Origin of the sequence: Actinomycetospora sp. TBRC 11914, from assembly GCF_012933465.1 — a bacterium.
GTDB lineage: Bacteria > Actinomycetota > Actinomycetes > Mycobacteriales > Pseudonocardiaceae > Actinomycetospora.
Genome location: NZ_JABBND010000005.1, coordinates 19,667 through 37,533, shown reverse-complemented (window position 1 = coordinate 37,533; position 17,867 = coordinate 19,667). Strand labels below are relative to the sequence as shown.

The following is a 17,867-nucleotide window of genomic DNA, read 5'->3' as shown; positions in this document are numbered from 1 at the left end:
CACTTCCCGACGTAGGCCCTTCCTGCGGACCTGGCTACCGGACGTATCCGGCGTCGCGCCCAAGGATCCTTGGAATGCCCCTAACGGGCTACTAACCTGGTGTCCCGGGGAGAGCGCAACGCGACCGGGGGAGCCGATGGCGGAGTGTGGGCGGATCCGCCTGCTCGGGCGCCTCGGAGTCGAGCCCACCGGGCCGGGGACCGACGCCTCCCTGCGCACCCCACCCGGCTCCGGCCAGCAGATCCTCCTCGCGCTGCTCGCCTCCTCGCCCGGCGAGCCCGTCGACCGCGACCTGCTGTGCACCGAGCTCTGGGCCGACGACACGATGCCCCGCAACCCGTCGGCGAGCCTGCACACCCGCATGACCCGGCTGCGCGACTGGCTCGGCATCCCGCGCGACGACCTCGTCTCGAGCACCGGCGCGTACACGCTCAAGATCGAGCCCACCGACGTCGACCTGGTCCGCTTCCACCGCGCCGCCGACGTCGCGCTCGGCACGGTCGGGCCGTACGCGGTCGTCGCCGCCGACGAGGCCCTGGCCGCCTGGGGCGGGCCGCCCTTCCCCGGGCTGTCCAGCCCCCGGCTCGACCTCGCTCGCGGGCACGCCGAGTCGCGCCACCGCCTCGTCGTCGAGACCCGCATCCGGGGGCTGCTGGAGGCCGACCGGCCGATGGAGGCGGTCGACGCCCTGTCACCGCTGGTCGCGGCCGAGCCCGACGTCGAGGTGTGGCACGCCCTGCGGGTCCGGGCGCTGCACCAGGCCGGCCGGCCGCGGGAGGCGACCGAGGCCTTCCTGGCCGCGCGCCGCCATCTGCGCGAGGAGCTCGCCGTCGACCCGGGCGACGAGCTGCGCGAGGCCTACCGCCGGCTGCTCACCGACCGGGCCCGCACCCCGGCCCCCACGAGCCCCACCCCGCGGCAGCGCCTCGTCGGCCGCGAGGAGCCCCTCGCGAAGATCGCCGCGGTCCTGGACGCCGACGCGGTCGACGGGCGGATCGTGGTGGTCGAGGGCGAGGCCGGGATCGGGAAGTCGTCGCTGCTCGCGGCCGCCCGGCACGCCGCCACGAAGCACGCCACCACGCGGACGGGGACCTGGGACGAGAGCCGGACCCCGATGGCGGCCTGGTTCGAGGCGCTGGGACATCCCCCGCCCGGGCCGGCCGGCGCGCCGGTGCCGTGGGTGCGGGAGCGGCTGGCCGAGCTCGCCGTCGACGGCGCCGTGCTCGTCACCCTCGACGACGCCCACCACGCCGACTCCGCCTCCCTCGCCGCGCTGGGCGGGCTCGCGCACCACGGGGTGCCGCCCGGCGTCGTCGTGCTCGTCGCCGCGCGGGTGCCCGACGTCGTCGCCCACCCCGACTGGGGCGCCTGCCGCGCCGAGCTCGCGCGGGCCCCGCACACCGTGGCGCTGACCCTGGACGACCTGCCCGCGCACGCCGTCAGCGAGCTGGTCGGGGCGCGGCTGGCCGACACGGCACTGGCCACCCCCGAGGTCACCGCCCGGCTGGCCTCCCTCGTGCACCGCCGCGCGGGCGGGCACCCGCTGCACACCACCGCGCTGCTCGACGTCCTCGTCGCCCAGCCCGACGAGGCCGCCGCCACGGCAGCGGCCGCCCGCGTGCCGGAGCGGCTCCGCGCGGTGCTCGACCACCAGATCGACCGGCTCGACCGCACCGCGCGGCGCAGCCTCGAGGCCCTCGTCGTGCTGCGCCCGATCCCGATCGCCGCGCTGGCCGCCGTCCTCGACCGGCCCGCCCTCGCCGTCGCCGACGACCTGCGCTCGGCCGCGGAGGTCCGGCTGGTGGTCACCGACGACGAGTCCTTCGAGATCCGCCACGAGCTCGTCGCCGCGGCCGTCGTCGACCTCGTGCCCGCCCCGGTCCGGGTCGCGCTGCACCGCACCCGGCTGGCCACCCTCGGCCCCGACGCCGACCCGTTCGTCCGGCTGCGCCACGTCCTCGGCGCGGCCGCCGAGCTCGACGCGCGCACCGTCGCGCTCGCCCGCCGCGACGCCGGCGCCGCCGCCTACGCACGCCGGGCGCTCGTCGAGGCCCTCGAGCTGCTCGACGCCGCCTCACCGGTCCTCCCGGACGACCCGGTCGTCGTCGTGCACCGCGGTCTGGTCCTGGCCGCGCTCGGACGGCCCGACGAGGCCGACGTCGTCCTCGACGCGGCGGTCACCACGGCGCTGGCCGCGCCCACGCCGGACCCGGTGCTCGTGGTGCGGGCCGCGGTCGGCGACGAGCCGCTGGGCCGCACGATCTCGGGCGACCCGCGCCGGCTGGCCCGGCTGCACCGGGTGAAGCACACGGTGGTGGGGGACGAGCCCCGGTTCGAGCTGCTCGTCGCGCTGCTGCGCGAGGAGTCGCTGGTCGGGACGCCGCAGCCGGCCCTCGTGGCCGAGATGCGCCGGATCGCCGAGACCCCCGGTTCGTCCCCCACGACGCGGGCCCGCGCCCGCGCCCTCGAGGTCCGCCAGCTCGTCGAGGGACCCGGGTCCGCCGCCCGCCGGCTCGCGCTCGCCACCGAGGGGCTCGAGCTGGCGCGCCGGGCCGGCGACCCCACGGTCGTGCTCGACGCCACGGAACTGCTCATGACCGCAGCCCTCGGCGCCGGCGACGTCGAGCGGGCCCTCGCGCTGCGCGAGACCCTCGCCGCGCAGGCCCGCCGCTGGCACCGGCCGCGGCTGATCTGGGCGGCGCGGGTGCTGGAGTCGGCGCTCGCGCTGGCCCGCGGCGAGTTCGACGAGGCGGACGCGGGCGCCACGGCGTCGTTGCAGCTCGGCCAGGGGCTCGGCGTCGGGGACGCGCTGCCCGCGTTCGGGGTCCACCTCATGATCCGCCACTGGATGGCGGGCACGGCCGACACGCTCGGCGACCTGGCCGCGCAGGCCGCGACCGAGAACCCGGCGCTCGCCGCGTGGACGGCGTCCGCGGCGGTCGCGCGGGCCCGGGCCGGGCGGGCCGACGAGGCGCGGGAGTGGCTGGCCGAGTTCCGGACCCGCCGGGCCGCGACCTCGAGCCGGCTCTTCGACCGGCCCGCGCTCTGCATCGCGGCCTGCGCGGCGTGGACGCTGGGCGACGTCGAGACCGCGGAGCTGGTGCGCGGTGCGCTGCCCGCCGACCCGGACGCCGTCGTGATCCTGGGCTTCGGTGCGGTGATCACCGGCCCGGCGGCGCTGTTCGCGGGGGTCGCGGCGATGACGCTGGGGGAGACGGCCGAGGCGCGGGCCGACGTCGCGGCCGCCGAGAAGCTCGCGACGTCCCTGGGGTGGGCGCCGTGGGTCGACGCGGCCGCGCGGATCGGCGCCTTCCTGGACCGGGGGCCGGACGGGGGCGCGGCCGAGCTGCCGCTGGGGATGGGAGGGCCGCGGGATGCCGAGGGCTGAGATCGAGTCGCGCCAGGTCGTCGTCGTCGGGAGCGGGTTCGGCGGCGCCGTGACCGCCTGCCGGCTGGCGCAGGCGGGCTGCGACGTGCTGGTGCTCGAGCGGGGACGCTGGTTCGACGGGGACTTCCCCCGCGACGCCGGCGACGACTGGCTCTGGGAGCAGGGCGGGCGCGGGCCGTTCGACGTGCGCCGGGTCGGCGGGGTGACCGCGGTGGTCGCGGCCGGGGTCGGCGGGGGCTCGCTGCTCTACTCCAACGTCCACCTGCGGCTGCCGGCCGAGGTGTTCGGGTCCCGGTGGCCCGCGGGCTGGACCCGCGAGGCGCTCAACCCCTACTACGACCTCGTCGCCTCGATGCTCGACCTCAAGCGCGCCGACGAGCAGGACGCCCAGCGCTACTGGCCGCTCCCGCCGCGGGCCGGCCTGCTGCGCGAGGCCGCCACCCGGCTCGGCGCGGCGCAGGACGTGTTCCACCCGCCGCTCGCGCTCGACTTCGGCGACCCGCGGGTGTGCCGCGAGAACCGCTTCGGCGCGAGGCAGTCGGGCTGCCGGCACTGCGGGAAGTGCAGCGTCGGGTGCAACGTCGGCGCCAAGAACAGCCTCGACAAGAACTACCTGCCGCTCGCGATGCACCACGGGGCGGCGGTGCGGGCGCGCTGCGAGGTCGTCGGGCTGGCGCGGGATCCCGACGGCGGGTACCGCGTCACCTACCGCTGCCTGCTCGAGGGGACCGAGCACGTCGTCGTCACCCCGACCCTCGTCCTCGCCGCCGGCACCCTCGGGACCACCGAGCTGCTGCTCTCCCACGGCGCGGCGCTCGGCGCGACCTCGTCCCGCATCGGGGACCACTACTCGGCCAACGGCGACTACCTGATCACCTCGCTGGGCGGCATCGAGAAGGAGTGGCGGCCCGGCGTCGGGCCGGCGATCACCACGTCGGTGCTCGCCGACGACGGCGAGACGTGGTTCCTCGTGCAGGACGGCGGCATCCCCGCGCTGGACGTGCTCCTGCCCGGCATCGGGGTCCGCTCCGACGACGAGGATCCCGCGCTGCCGCCCGACGGGCCCACCTCCGGGCACCTCGGGGTGCTGCTCGCGATGGGCCGCGACAGCGCGACCGGGAAGGTGCGGCGTCGTCGGCGGTTCTGCGGGACGCGGCTGACGGTGCGCTGGCCGTGGCGGTCGAACACGCGCTTCTACGACGCCGAGCGGTCCTACCTGCGCGACGTCGCCCACGTCGCCGGGTCGGTCGGCGAGGTCGACACGGCGCGGCTGACGCAGAAGGCGGTGTCGGTGCACAGCCTCGGCGGCGCGGTGATGGCCGACTCGCCCGACGAGGGCGTCGTCGACGCGCACGGCGAGGTGTTCGGCGCGCCCGGGCTGTACGTGATGGACGGGGCCGCGATTCCGACGGCGACCGGGGTCAACCCGTCGCACACCATCGCCGCGGTCGCGGAGCGCAACGCCGAGCACCTGGCCCGGCGGCTCTGCGGGTCCGCGGAGTGGACCGCGCCCGGGTTCTCGGCGGTGCCGCCGTACGCCGACCCGCTGCCGGTGGGGTGAGCGCGGTGCCGAAGCGGTCGCTGCTGCTCGCCGGTGGCGGGCTGAAGGTCGCGTTCCAGGCCGGGGTGCTGCAGGTCTGGCTCTCCGAGGCGGGTCTGACCTTCGACCACGTCGACGCGTGCAGCGGTGGCGCGTTCAACCTCGCGCTGCTCTGCGACGGGCGCACCGGCATCGAGATCGCCGACCTGTGGCGACAGATGCGCCCGCGCGACGGCGTCTCGTTCAGCGGCAGCGGCTTCCTGCACGGGCGCTCGATCGTGACGATGGACGCGTACCGCGACACGATCTTCCCGGGCTGGGGCCTGGACTTCGACCGCATCCGGGCCTCGCCGATCACCGCGACGTTCACCGTCCACAACCGCAGCACCGCCTCCCGCGAGACGTTCTCCGCGGCCGAGATGGACCTGGACAAGCTCGTCGCGACGCTGTCCCAGGCGGTCTGGTTCCCCCCCGTCGAGATCGACGGGCACTACTACACCGACGCGGTGTTCGACACCGACGCCAACGTCGACGCGGCCCTCGAGCAGGGCGCCGACGAGATCTGGGTGGTCTGGACGGTCAGCCGCCGCCCGGAGTGGATGCCCGGGGCGCTCGCGCAGTTCTTCCACGCCCTCGAGGTGTCGGCCAACGGGACGCTCGAGTCCGACCTCGAGCGGATCCGGATGAACAACGAGGTGCCGGACCGTCACTTCGGGCGGCACGTCCACGCCAAGGTCCTCCGCGCGGAGGTGGCCACGCACTACCTCGCGCTGTTCAACGGCGACCGGCTCCATCGGGCCGTCGAGCAGGGCGTGCGCGCCGCCCGGGCCTGGTGCGACGCGCAGGGCATCCCCTACACCCCGATCGACCGCAGCCACTTCTACGACACCGACGTGGCCCTGCGCTTCTCCGACCGCCTCCGCGGCCGGCTGCGGGGCCGGCGCGCCGAGGCCGACCTGCAGCTGCTCGTCCCCGACGCCGGCGCGTTCATGAACACCGGCCACCAGCGGGTCGAGGTCCGCGGGACCGTCACCTCGTCGGTCCTCGACGGGGCGGCCACGGTCGAGGAGGGCCACGCCGACATCCTGCTCGACGTCCGGTCGCCGTCGGTGCCGGTCGAGAGCGGGGGCGTGCAGGAGGCCGACGACGGCGTCGACCCCACCCGCAAGCTCATGACCTACGTCCTGCACCTGCGCACCCCGACCGGGCGGGCCGTGACCTTCCTCGGCGTCAAGGACGTCTCCACGCCGACGGTGCGGGCCGCCGCGCGCGAGGCGATGACGATGTCGTGCCGGGTGCTGGAGGGCTGGGTGGGCCCCGACGACGAGGCGGTCGAGCTGGCGACGGGGCTGCTGTGGATGGGGTTCCGCGACGTCGCCGCCCAGCTGGTCGGCGCGCGGGCCGACGGCCCGTCGCTGCGCGCCGAGGCGGCGGGTCTCGCCCGCTACGGCGCGCTGTTCGCCGGGAGCCTGTGGGACGTGGCGGCTCGCAAGGTGCTCACGTACGCGCCGTTCTGAGGTCCTCCCTCCAGGCGGATCCGTGGTCGAACGACCGAGTCGCGGCGACCCGGTCGCGCGGTGGCCCGTCCGTGGCGCTCGCGGTGCGACGAATCCTTGACCGCACCTTCACCTCGCGATGACTCGTTGTGGGAGCAGTCGGACCGAGGGGGGTCGCGATGACATCGAGGCACGGAGCGCCGCCGCCGGCGACGTCCCGGCTGGCCACCATCGCGGTGCTCCTCGCGGCCGCGGCGCTGGTCCTGAGCTTCTTCGCCCAGCCGCTGGCGGTCCTGCTGCTCCTCGCGGCGCTCGTCTGCGGCATCGTCGTGCTCGTCCGGGTCCGCCGCGGTGGGCCGGGGAAGGGGCCGGCGGTCGGGGCGATCGTGCTGTCGGTCCTCGCGCTGATCATCGCCGGCGTGACGAGCCCGGCGCCGTCGCCGGCACCGGTCGCGGCCCCCGTGGCCCCGGTCGTCGACCCGAACGTGCTCCCGGCCGACGTCGTCGTCGCGAGCGTCCAGTCCCCGGACAACCTCGTCACGACGGCGGGCCGCCGCCTCCACGTGACGATGATGCAGGGCCACCCGCCCGCCGACGCCTGCCAGACCGGCACGAACGCGGCCACCGCGACCCGGCTCGTCCAGAACCAGCGCGTCCACGTCACCGCGCCCGACACGGCGCACTCCGACACGCCCGCGGCGGTCCCGCCCGGTTTCCAGCCGGTGGTGCTGACGCTGCCCGACGGCTCCGACTACTCCCAGACGTGGGCGCAGAGCGCGGCGGAGAACTGGCAGTCGGAGTGCGTCACGGCCGAGCCGACACCGACCTCGACGTCCGCGACCCCGACCACCACCGCGCAGCAGGACACGGACGTCGACGTCGACCGCCCGTACGTCCCGGCCCCCGACACCCACGTCAATACGCGCGTCCACACCGGGCACTCCGGCCACCCGTGCCTGCCGGGCGAGCGCGACGGCGACCACGACGGCTACTGCGGGGAGTAGGGGCCTCGTCCCCCTCACACCCCGGGAACGCGACGTGTCGCCGCGCGATCGCGGGACCGGCAGGATGGTCGTCATGCTCGAGCACGATCGGGGGGACCTGAGCTCGTCCGGTGGAGACGGTGGGAGTGGGGTCGGACTCGAGCAGGTGCCCGAGGGGGTCGTGGTCACGGTGAGGGGCGCGCTGGACCTCGCGCTCGCGCCCACCCTGCGGCGGATGGTCGACCGCGCGGTCCGCCTGCGCCCGGCACGGCTGGTCATCGACCTGACGACGGTGACGTTCCTGGCGTCCGCCGGGATGTCCGAGCTCGTCCTCGCGAACCGGCAGCTCGACGGCGTGGTGCGGGTCGTCGTCGCCAGCCGCCTCGTCATGCGACCGCTCGAGCTCACGCGGCTCACCGACGAGCTCGAGATCCGCGCTTCGCTGGCCGACGCGCTGGTCGACGGATGAGCCGGACATGACCACGACGTCGTCGGGGACCGATCGGCCCGCGCCGGAGGTCGACGTCCTGCTGGACGCCCTGGCCGCGACCTTCACCGGCGTGGACGGGACCCCGGTGCCGGTCGAGCGGCGACCGCTGCGACCCGACCAGGTCGCGGGGCTGCGGGCCGCCGGCGCGGACGTCCTCGTGCTCGACGACGGGCAGCTCGCCGACCTGGAGCTCCCCGACCTGGAACTCCCCGACCTGGAACTGGCCGACCTGGCACTGGCCGACCTGGCACTGGCCGACCCGGAGCGGGGGGCGGGCGCGGCCGTCGTCGTCCTCCACGAGCAGGGGGGCACGGCCCTGGTCGCCCGCGGCCCGGTGGGCACGGCGCACCGCGCCGCGGCCGAGGCGGTCGTCGCCGCCACCAGCGGGCTCCGTCGTGCCCTCGACGCCCTGCGCTCCGAGGCCGCGGTGATCGACGCGCTGCAGTCGGTGGGCCGGCAGCTGACCGCGCAGCTCGACATCGACCGCCTCGTGCAGGAGGCCACCAACGCGGCGACCGCGGGGGTCGGGGCGGCGTTCGGGGCGTTCTTCTACAACCTGGTGAACCAGTTCGGCGAGTCGTACACCCTCTACACGCTCGCCGGGGCGCCCCGATCGGCGTTCTCCCGGTTCCCGATGCCGCGCAACACCGAGGTCTTCGCGCCCACCTTCGACGGCCACGGCACGGTCCGCAGCGACGACATCACCGCCGACCGGCGCTTCGGCCGGAACGCGCCGTACCACGGCATGCCCGAGGGGCACCTGCCCGTCCGCAGCTACCTCGCGGTCTCGGTGATCAGCCCGACGAGCGGTGAGGTGCTCGGCGGCTTCTTCTTCGGCCACCCCGAGCCGGGCCGCTTCACCGCCCGGCACGAGGCCCTCGCCGAGGGCATCGCCGGGTACTCCGCGATCGCGCTGGACAACGCCCAGCTCTACGAGCGCGAGCGGCACTTCACCCGCGAGCTGTCCCGCAGCATGGTCCCCGACGTCGGCCCGGTCCCCGGGCTGGAGCTGGTCACCCGCTACCTCCCCGCGGCGACCGGGCACAAGATCGGCGGCGACTGGTTCGACGTCATCCCCCTGCCCACCGGCGCGACCGCGTTCGTCATCGGCGACGTCGTCGGCCACGGTGTCCCCGCCGCCACCGTGATGGGCCAGGTCCGCACGGCGGTCCGCGCCTACGCCCTGCTCGGGCAGGGACCCGGCGAGGTCCTCCGGCACGTCTCGACGCTGCTCGACACGTTCGCCGAGCCGACCTTCGTCACCTGTCTCCTGGCCGTGCTCACCCCCGACGACGAGCTCGTCTACGCCAGCGCCGGGCACCTGCCGGGTCTGCTGCTGCACGCCGGAGGCGCCCCGGAGCTGATCGGCGAGGCCATGGCCCAGCCGCTCGGCGTCGGTCACGAGTTCCCCGAGCGCACCGCGCCGTTCGCGCCGGGGACGGGGCTGCTGCTCTACACCGACGGACTGGTCGAGAGCCGCTCGCGGGACGTCGGGCAGGGCATCGAGTGGCTGGTCGAGGCCGTCGCCCGCCTGCCCCGACCCCTGACGCCGGAGGCCTGCGACGGCCTCGTCCAGACCCTGACCGACGGCAGGTACGACGACGACGTCGCCCTCGTCTCCGTCGACCACGTCGGGCGTCGGCACCCCTGACGACCGCGACGGCGTCATCCCCCCGGAGTCGCCGGCTCGGCGGCCGCGACGGTGCGGACGAGCACGGTCGGACCGTCGGCGGAGACGTGCAGCGGGCCGGTGACCCGCACCGGGCCGGCGGGCGTGGCACCTGCCGAGCGGGTCCGGAGTCGGTCGAACGCCTGGCGCTCGTCCTCGGTGGCGGGTCTCGGTCGTCGGGTCTCGAGGTCCCAGGCGAGCTCGTCGCCCGGTTCGAGCGGGGCCAGGGTCACGACGATGCCTGTGGCGGGCACGGTCAGCCGGAGCGCGCCGCGGTCGGCGTCGACGCGGCCGGTGAGGCTCACCTCGACGCCGCGGTAGTGGTAGCTGGCGTTGGCGGACGCGGCGAGTTGCGCCGGCCAGCGCGTGACGTCGGGCAGGCCGTCGCGGCGCAGGTAGACGGTCGCGGTGGAGTCCGCGCTGTTCGCGATCGGGCGGACCGCACCGACGTCGGTGAGCCTGCCGAGGGCTTCGTAGGCCCCGCCCCAGCACCCGCCGAGGCCGTAGGGGCACTGCGCGGTGAGCCCGACGGTGACCTCGGTGCCGAGCAGCCCTCGTCCGACGCGCTCGGTGATCGAGTCGTCCAGCTCCTCGACCGTCAGGCCGGGTGAGGCATCGGCGCGGGCCGTCTCCGGCCGGGCCGCGTGGGCGGCCGGGGCCGGCGCGGTGGGGCCGTGGACCCGCACGATGCGTGCCACCGACGGGACACCCGCGGCGCTGAGCACGAAGAGCATGTAGTGCCCGGGCAGGCACTCGGCCGGACTCGGCGGGACGGACGCCGTGATCGTCGGGCCCTGCGTCGTGAACGCCAGGACGTTGAGGCGCTGGGTGGCGTTGAACGCGTGGGTGACCGAGGAGAGGCGGACGAGGGTGACCTCGGCGACGGCGGGGCCGCTGGTGGTGATCGTGAGGGTGCCGCCGTTGGCCACCTCCGTCGCGTCGAGGGAGTCGATGTGGGGACGTGGTCCCTTGAAGAGGTACGGAGGGTGGAAGAACTGCCCGTCGCGGTGGCTGTCTCCGGGATTCGTCTGGCCCGCGAACTCGCCGCTGCCGGCGCTGAGCACGCGGCCGTCGGGCAGCAGCATCGCGATGGAGTGGTAGCAGCGATCGACCGACTCGGCCGCGAGCGGAGTCCACGAGTTCGTCCCGGGATCCCACAGTTCCGCGGTGTGCACCGGCTTGCCCGGGCTGAGGTCGTTGAACCCGGGGCCGCTGGTGCCGCCGGTGACGAGCACGGTGCCGTCGGGCAGCAGGGTGGCGTTGTGCTGGCGGCGCGGGAAGGTCATCGGCGGTCCCTCGCGCCACGCCGGCTCCGGCTCCGCGAGGTCGATCAGGCTCGTCCTCGCGGTGGGGGTGTCGGGGCCGGGATCGTTGCCACCCCCGAGGTAGATCACCTTCCCCGGTCGGTAGAGGACGGAGGGCGCGTACTGCCGTTCCCCGTCGGTGCGGGCGAGGCCGCCCGTCCAGCGGTCGGCGGTGACGTCCAGGAACGGGGTCGCGGCGTTGGTGCCGGTGACGAAGAGACGTCCGTCGGGGACGGCGTGGACGCGGGGGTACAGCGGCGGGGGACCGGGGAACGGCGCGGCGTCGTGCCACCGGGTTCCGTCCCAGATCTGCGGGACGTTGGTGACGACCACGCCGGCTCCGACGACGGCACTGCCGGAGAGCACGAGCACGCGTCCGTCGGGCAGCGTGGTGGCGGTCGGGTACCAGCGGCCCTGGTTCATCGGCGGGAGCGCGGTCCAGGTGTTGGCCCGGTGGTCGTAGACGCAGGCCTGGTTCACGCCGTTGTTGTCCTGCAGGTGGCCACCCGCGACGAACACCCGCCCGTCCGGGAGCAGGGTGTGGCCCGAGCAGAACAGGTTGCACGTGGTCTCCCCGTCCGACTTTGTCGGCTGGGGCGTGGGCACCGACCGACCCGTGGCGGGATCCCAGACGCGAGGAGTGCAGAAGTGGTCGTCCAACGTGCCGGTCGGTGAATCGCGTCGCCCCCAGAGCAGGATCTTGCCGTCGGGTAGGAGATGGGCGTGCACCGCGACGTTGGGGAGGGTGAAGACGTTGCCCCACCGGCCTGAGGTCGCGTGCTCTGCCGGCGCGTCGTCCGAGAAATCCTCGGTCACGCCGGCCCCCGATGGACCGACCGAACCGGCTGGGACAGACACGGTGCACTCCCGACGAGGCATTGGCGGCCGGGTTCACGCGCTGAGACCCGACCGGGGGTCTCAGTGTCGGGACGCACCGCTACGGCCGACAGTGCGCAGATCTCAGTAGGCCATTCGGGAGTTCGCGATGTGGGTTCCCGGCCAACCCGACATCATCGAGGAGTACCTGAGCCGTTCGGAGGCTGTGAATGTGTCCGGCCGGCCTCTGAATCTGCCCCGATGGGTTCAGTCCGCTGCGTGGGCTCGTTCTTCGTCGTACTGCGAGATCTACACGTTCGGACGCATGGTCGGGTTGCTCAGGCGTCCATCAGGCGATGACGAACCCGGCTTTCCGCACCTGATCGGATCATCCGGAGGCAGGCTCGGGAACGCGCATACTCACGGGGTCGGGGCGCCGGTGCTCTGAGCGTCCGGAGCCCGGATGCCCATTCCGGGAATCGGAGGATCACCGCCCGTCTGGAGGGAGGCCGTCGATGTCCTATGGCCCCGAATCCCCGGGAGGGGATTCGTACGACGGCTCCTCGGGAGGGTCGTACGGCGGCCCGCCCACGGAGACGCCCCCGCGTTCCCGGCAGACCCTGTGGTGGACGCTGCTGGCCCTCGGCGTCCTGCTGATCATCGTCCTCGTGAGCGTGTTCTCGTGCTCCTCGACGAGGACGACCACCTATTCACCGCCGCCGAGCCCTCCGCCGCCGTCGGGCTATCCGCCGCCGTCGGGCTATCCGCCGCCTTCTGGCTATCCACCGCCTTCTGGCTATCCACCGCCTTCTGGCTATCCACCGCCTTCTGGCTATCCGCCGCCGTCGAGCGCGGTCTATCCACCCTCCGACGGCATCCCGCCGCCTCCGTCCTACTCGACCACCGTCGTCCCGCCGACGACCACGACGTCGTCGGTGGCGCACCCACCGACACGGGTCGAGGCCGGCACCGGCGGCGAGCGCGCCACAGTGGGTAGGGCGGGAGCGATCGGCCCCGTGGTGATCGGTCTGGTGGGGCTGGTACTGGTCGGCGTCGGCGCGACGGCGTTCCGGCCCCGGCGACGCCGTGGCCCGTGAGCGTCACGGTCGCACCGCGTGGTGGCTGTCGTCCGGCGCGATCGTGCTGGGGCTGATCCTGGTCGTGTGGGGGTTCGGCTGGGCTCTCCACGCCGCGCTCGTCGCCGCCGACGGTGACCGTGCCGCACTTCCTCCGTCGGTTCCGGAGACGCCACGCGCCGTCACGCCCCTCCCGGGGGCGCCCCGCGTCCTCGGCCGCCCGGTGGTGCTCGCCATCCCGGCGCTGGGCGTGCGAGCCCCCGTCGACCCGGTCGACGCACCCGACGGTGATCTGCGGGTGCCCGACGATCCCGACCGCGTCGGGTGGTGGCGGGAGGGCGCCGTTCCCGGCGCGGACACCGGAACGGCCCTGATCGCCGGGCACGTCGACTCGGCGGTGTCCGGACCGGGGGCGCTGTTCTGGCTCGACCGGCTGCAGCCCGGTGACCCGGTGACGGTCACGACGACGTCGGGGGAGGCGGACTACGTCGTCGTCTCCGTCCGCCGCTACCCGAAGGCCGACCTGCCCGGCTCCGTGGCCACCTCGGCCGGACCGGCCGGCCTGACCCTCGTCACCTGCGGCGGTCCGTTCGACCACGCGGCCCACAGCTATCGCGACAACGTCGTCGTCGACGCCGTCCCGCCGATACGGGCGGCCGCACCGCGTCCGCCGTCCTCGATGCCGTCGCAGCCGCCGTAGTGGTTCCTCACCCGACGAGGCTGAGGAACACCCACTGCGCGTCGGGGGCCTGACCGGCCAGTCGTCGTCCGCAACCGTGCAGCACCCCGGGCCCGGAGGTGATGTGCTGGGTGCCGCCGTGCAGGTCGCGGAACACGCGGTTGAGCGGCCCCTCGCGCAGCGCGGCCGTGCCGGCCCACCGGTACACGGTCTGCCCGATCTCGTGCGCGGTCCAGGTGGCGGTGTTCAGCGCGAGACGGGTCAGGGTCTCCTGGTCGGTCGACAGGGTCTCGCTGCGGTCGAGCATCGCCTCGTTGTCGGCCCAGACCTCCATGTTCCAGGCCCGCGCCGCGCGCAGCGACGCCTCGGCGCGGGCGTAGTCGGCGTGGAACTCGGCGGTGTCCACGCCGGCGCCGGGCGTGCCGGTCTTCGCGGCGACGATCGCCTGCATCTCGTCGAGCAGCCGCCGCGCGACACCGAGCGCCCAGCCGGTGTGCCCGATCCCGGCGAGGTTCGCGACGCCCAGCCGGTAGAGCCCGCCGCCGACCCGCGGCTGCGTCGTCGGGCCGGAGTAGACGTACTCGGCGGGCACGAACACCTCGTCGAGGTGGTAGTCGATGCTGCCGGTGGCGCGCAGGCCCATGACGTCCCAGTTGTCGACCAGCGTCGCCTGCTCCTTGGGGAGCGTGAACACCAGCATCTCGCCGGCCTGCTCGTCGAGCGCGGCCGTGTGGACGTGGGTCGCGTGGTGCAGGCCGGACGCGAACTGCCACGACCCCGACACCAGGTACCCGCCCTCGACGGCGACCGCCCGCCCCGGCTTCGTGCCCTGCCCGGCCGCGCGCACCTCGCCGTCGTACGGCTCGGTCAACGAGCGCCAGGCGTCCTCGCCCAGGTACGCCGCGGTCGCGCCGGTGATCATCTCGACGGCCATGACCACCCACGCCGTCGACGCGTCGGCCCGCGCGAGCGTCTCGACCGCAGCGATCTGCTGGCGCGGGGTGAACTCGCCGCCGCCGAGCTCGCGCGGGGTGCCGACGGTCCACACCCCGCTCGAGGACAGCGCCTCCTCGACGCGCGGGGTCAGGCGCCCGCCGGCCTCGGAGCCCTCGGCCTCGGCCCGCAGCAGCGGGTCGAGCTCCACGAGGCGCGCCATCACCTCGTCGACGCCGTCGCCGGGGCGCAGAGCCCCGGCCGCGGAGTTCGCGGGACGCGTGAGCTGCTCGGTCATGTCGTCTCCTCGATCCAGCGCAGGACCACGGCGAGCGTGTCGTCGGAGTTGGTCTCGTAGGTCAGGGCGTGGCCGTTGCCGGTCACGCCGTGATCGGGCAGGTGGACGCGCTCGACGGCGGCGCCCGCGGTCACGAGCCAGCGCACGACGTCGTCGGCGAAGTCCGCGAACACCGACGCCCCGCCGGTCAGCAGCGCGACCGGGAGGTCGGCGAGGGCGGGGACGCGCAACGTCGTCGGGTCGGCGGCCCGGGCCTCGTCGGCCGAGGCGCGGGGCGGGTCGTAGGTCAGGGGTGCCGCCGTGAGGCCCCAGTCGAGCGTGCCGATGCCGGGGAAGGTGGCGAACGCCGGGCCGATCGGCTCGATCGCGACGAGTGCCCGGATGAGCTCGGGCCGTCGGTCGGCCAGCAGCCACCCGCACGGCCCGCCGGCGGAGTGGGTGACGACGACGGCGGGTCCCAGCTCGTCGAGCAGCGCGGCCAGCCGGTCGGCGTCCATGCGTTGGGACGCGGCGAGGTCGACCGGCAGGGAGCCCAGTGGCGCGATCCAGCGGTCGGTCGCGGCCTCGTCCTCGGGATCCAGCGGCCAGCGGGTGTGGTCGGGACGGCCGGGGAAGAAGAGGGCCTCCCCGGTGCCGTAGTCGAACTGCGCGCCGGGGGTGCCGGTGACGTCGGGGTGGGCCGGCGACCGTCCGTGGCCCGGGCGGTCGACGACGAACGTCGGGTACCCGGCGGCGACGAACCCCGCCGCCCAGCCCGGCCGCCCGTCGGGGGTGCCGAGCCAGTCGGTGCCCTGCCCGCCGCCGCCGTGGACGAGGACGACCGGCGGCCGGTCGGTGTCCGCGGCCGGCGCCTCCCAGGCCACGAACATCGGGCCCTTCGCGCGGACGGCCCCGTCGGCGCCGGTGACCCGCTCGCCCGGCACCCAGAAGTGCCCGCGTCGGGACGTCGTCGGGACCACCGACTCCCACACGCGCGGTCTCGCGACGGTGCTCATGCGGTCACGCTAGGTGTGGTCCGGGTCTCGTCGCTCTCGCTACAGTGCACGGACATCTCCGTCCGCTGCACGCCGGCGGCGGGGAGGAGGTGCACCGTGGACGACGAGGTCCGGGGAATGGGTGCGTGGCAGGGCGCCGTCACCGGGGCGCTGCTGCGCTTCGACGTCGAGTGCGCCCGCCCCGAGCGGTTCCGCGGCAGCGTGAGCCGGCGCCGGCTGGGGGAGGCCTCGCTGGTCGCGATGACCTCGCGGCCGCACCGCGCGGTCCGGACGGCGGCGCACATCGATGCGAGCCCGGCCGAGTACCTGCTCTCGGTGCAGCTCGCGGGGACCGCGGAGTTCCGGCAGGACGGCCGGCTGGCCCGCGTCGGGCCCGGCGACCTGGTGTTCTACGACTCCACGCGCCCCGTCGAGATCACCAGCGGCGAGGACTACCGCAGCCTGTGCTTCCGCTTCCCGACGGCGGGTGGGGGCCGGCGGGCGGCCGACCTCACCGCGACCACGCTCGACGGTGCCCGCGGGCTCACCCCCGCCGTCGCGGGCCTGCTCACCGGACTGCACGAGGCGTTGGAGGGGCCGGGCGCCGGGTGCCGGCCCGACGCGGTGCTCGCCACCGCGCGGCACGCGGCCGAGCTGGCGCGGACCCTGTTCGACGACGAGCTCGCCCGGCGCGGTCTGCTCGACGCCCTCGAACCCCACGCGGAGCTGCGGGCGCGCGTCGAGCGGCACATCGACGAGAACCTGGCCGACCCGACGCTCTCCCCGCGGTCGGTGGCCGCCGCGATGTTCGTCTCGACGCGGCTGCTGCACGCGGTGTTCGCGGAGGACGGCCGGACCGTCGGGACGACGATCCGGGAGCGGCGCCTGCAGCGCTGCCTCGCCGACCTCACCGACCCCGCCCAGGCGGCCACGCCCGTCTCGGCGATCGCGCGGCGCTGGGGCTTCCCGAACGCGACGCGGTTCGGTCAGCTCGTCAAGAGCGTGACCGGGCGGACCCCGGTGGCCTACCGTCGGGCGATGCTCCGGGGGGCCTGAGGAGGGGGCATGGCGCAGTCCAGGCCGACTGTCGCTGGCTTCCGACAGTCCAGAGGTCCGGACAGCCAGGCGGCCACCGGACTGTCATCGTGGTGCGGATCTGGCTCGGCGGAATGGAGTTCCCGCTCGTGCGGTCATCTCACGAGGGGCTGAAATAGGGTTCGCGAACGACCACGGCGAAGCAACGACAACCCTTGATGGGTTTTCGCCCTCGACATCATTGCTAGCCTCTTCAGGTGCTTGACGTCCGCTGAATGCGTGCGTCGCAGGCGCGATGTGCTGGAGAATTCGTCAAAATGTGCGAAGTCTCGCCGCCGCCGGAGTTCTACGGTGCGGCCCGCCCACCCCCGCGGCTAGCTCGGGCTCGACCTGGACCAGCCGCCGCGGTCAGCGCCACTGCCGCCCAGCAGGTCGTGGCGAGCCCCAGGGCGACGCCCCCGACGACGTCCGTGGCGTAGTGGACGGTCTGCACCAGTCGTGCCACGGCCACGACGACGACGGACAGACCCGCTCCCAGAGCGACCCGTCTCCGTGTCCGCGCTGCCACGGCCGTCGATCTGAGGACCAGCACGACGGTGACCGCCGCCGCTGTCGCCACCGCGACATGACCCGACGGGAACAGCAGGTCGTCCCCGCCCGGCCGCTGGCGATGAACGACCTCCTTGACCACCAGCTCGACCGCCAGTGTGCCCGGAACGGCGACAAGTGCGAGGAGCGCTGCGTCCCAACGCCTCGCCCGCCCGGCCACCGCCACGCCCACCACCGCGGCCAGTACTACCAGCGGCCCGACCGCCGTCGCGACGGCCGTCGCGACGCCGTCGGCGCGGACCTTCGCGACCTCCTGCCAGTACATCAGGTCGGCGTCGGCGGGATCGGGTTGGCGGGTGCGCCAGACGACCTCAGCGAGGAGCACGACCGCGAGCGAGGCGGCGACAGCGACCCTCAGGGCCCACGGCGGGCAGAGCGCCTCCTGCCGTTCGTCGGACCTGTCCCGGCGTCGGCGCGCGCGCAACACGTCCCGCACGGTAGCCGAGGTCATTCCTCCGCCGCCATTGTTCGGCTGATGCCGTGCAGCCGGCTCCAGGACCGGACGAGCCCGAACCGGCGGGCCTCGAAATGCCCTGGGACAAACGTCTGAGGGCCGAGCCGTGGCGGTTCCAATCAT

Annotated in this window: 12 protein-coding genes; 8 read left to right on the top strand and 4 right to left on the bottom strand. The window is 74.8% G+C overall.

Going from position 1 to position 17,867, the window contains the following annotated elements; genetic code table 11:
* Positions 1-136 precede the first annotated feature (136 nt).
* The 6 genes from HH311_RS10990 to HH311_RS10965 all read left to right on the top strand — a co-directional run bounded on the left by HH311_RS10990 (position 137) and on the right by HH311_RS10965 (position 9,548).
* The gene (locus tag HH311_RS10990; RefSeq protein ID WP_169183705.1) at positions 137-3,388 is read left to right on the top strand and encodes a BTAD domain-containing putative transcriptional regulator; all 3,252 of its coding nucleotides are present in this window, start codon (positions 137-139) and stop codon (positions 3,386-3,388) included.
* Complete coding sequence (locus tag HH311_RS10985; RefSeq protein ID WP_169183704.1) at positions 3,375-4,949, top strand: GMC oxidoreductase; 1,575 nt, start codon at positions 3,375-3,377, stop codon at positions 4,947-4,949. The genes HH311_RS10990 and HH311_RS10985 overlap by 14 nt, the downstream gene beginning before the upstream one ends.
* A gap of 5 nt (positions 4,950-4,954) precedes the next feature.
* Positions 4,955-6,445, top strand: a complete 1,491-nt coding sequence (locus HH311_RS10980) for a patatin-like phospholipase family protein (protein WP_169183703.1) — start codon at positions 4,955-4,957, stop codon at positions 6,443-6,445.
* A gap of 158 nt (positions 6,446-6,603) precedes the next feature.
* The gene (locus HH311_RS10975; RefSeq protein ID WP_169183702.1) at positions 6,604-7,428 is read left to right on the top strand and encodes a DUF4190 domain-containing protein; all 825 of its coding nucleotides are present in this window, start codon (positions 6,604-6,606) and stop codon (positions 7,426-7,428) included.
* Positions 7,429-7,573: 145 nt separating this feature from the next.
* Positions 7,574-7,876 (top strand): STAS domain-containing protein, encoded by a 303-nt coding sequence (locus HH311_RS10970; RefSeq protein WP_312030077.1) that lies wholly within the window; start codon positions 7,574-7,576, stop codon positions 7,874-7,876.
* Positions 7,877-7,883: 7 nt separating this feature from the next.
* Entirely contained in the window at positions 7,884-9,548 is a 1,665-nt protein-coding gene (locus HH311_RS10965) for a PP2C family protein-serine/threonine phosphatase (RefSeq protein WP_169183700.1), read from the top strand.
* A 14-nt stretch (positions 9,549-9,562) separates the two neighbouring features.
* On the opposite strand, the gene HH311_RS10960 is transcribed toward HH311_RS10965, so the two are convergent.
* Positions 9,563-11,476, bottom strand: a complete 1,914-nt coding sequence (locus HH311_RS10960) for a galactose oxidase-like domain-containing protein (protein ID WP_169183699.1) — start codon at positions 11,474-11,476, stop codon at positions 9,563-9,565.
* A gap of 1,296 nt (positions 11,477-12,772) precedes the next feature.
* Between HH311_RS10960 and HH311_RS10955 the strand changes: the two genes are divergently transcribed.
* On the top strand, positions 12,773-13,462 hold the full coding sequence (locus HH311_RS10955) for a class F sortase (RefSeq protein WP_169183698.1): 690 nt from the start codon (positions 12,773-12,775) through the stop codon (positions 13,460-13,462).
* Between the two features lie 7 nt (positions 13,463-13,469).
* Here HH311_RS10955 and HH311_RS10950 read toward each other — a convergent pair whose 3' ends face one another.
* Together HH311_RS10950 and HH311_RS10945 are read right to left on the bottom strand one after the other, a co-directional pair.
* The gene (locus tag HH311_RS10950) at positions 13,470-14,672 is read right to left on the bottom strand and encodes an acyl-CoA dehydrogenase family protein (protein WP_169183697.1); all 1,203 of its coding nucleotides are present in this window, start codon (positions 14,670-14,672) and stop codon (positions 13,470-13,472) included.
* Positions 14,669-15,667 (bottom strand): alpha/beta fold hydrolase, encoded by a 999-nt coding sequence (locus tag HH311_RS10945; RefSeq protein WP_169183696.1) that lies wholly within the window; start codon positions 15,665-15,667, stop codon positions 14,669-14,671. The genes HH311_RS10950 and HH311_RS10945 overlap by 4 nt, the downstream gene beginning before the upstream one ends.
* 96 nt (positions 15,668-15,763) lie before the next feature.
* Here HH311_RS10945 and HH311_RS10940 point away from each other — a divergent pair, with 96 nt between their 5' ends.
* Entirely contained in the window at positions 15,764-16,702 is a 939-nt protein-coding gene (locus tag HH311_RS10940) for a helix-turn-helix domain-containing protein (protein WP_169183695.1), read from the top strand.
* 325 nt (positions 16,703-17,027) lie between these two features.
* On the opposite strand, the gene HH311_RS10935 is transcribed toward HH311_RS10940, so the two are convergent.
* Positions 17,028-17,717 carry a phosphatase PAP2 family protein gene (locus HH311_RS10935; protein WP_169183694.1) on the bottom strand — a complete coding sequence of 230 codons (690 nt, stop codon included), beginning with the start codon at positions 17,715-17,717 and terminating at the stop codon, positions 17,028-17,030.
* Positions 17,718-17,867: the final 150 nt, after the last annotated feature.

What these genes read in the sequence shown, in the direction of transcription:
- HH311_RS10945 (WP_169183696.1), bottom strand. Translation starts at nt 15,667, where the DNA reads ATGAGCACCGTCGCGAGACCGCGCGTGTGGGAGTCGGTGGTCCCGACG.
- HH311_RS10985 (WP_169183704.1), top strand. Translation starts at nt 3,375, where the DNA reads ATGCCGAGGGCTGAGATCGAGTCGCGCCAGGTCGTCGTCGTCGGGAGC.
- HH311_RS10975 (WP_169183702.1), top strand. Translation starts at nt 6,604, where the DNA reads ATGACATCGAGGCACGGAGCGCCGCCGCCGGCGACGTCCCGGCTGGCC.
- HH311_RS10990 (WP_169183705.1), top strand. Translation starts at nt 137, where the DNA reads ATGGCGGAGTGTGGGCGGATCCGCCTGCTCGGGCGCCTCGGAGTCGAG.
- HH311_RS10950 (WP_169183697.1), bottom strand. Translation starts at nt 14,672, where the DNA reads ATGACCGAGCAGCTCACGCGTCCCGCGAACTCCGCGGCCGGGGCTCTG.
- HH311_RS10965 (WP_169183700.1), top strand. Translation starts at nt 7,884, where the DNA reads ATGACCACGACGTCGTCGGGGACCGATCGGCCCGCGCCGGAGGTCGAC.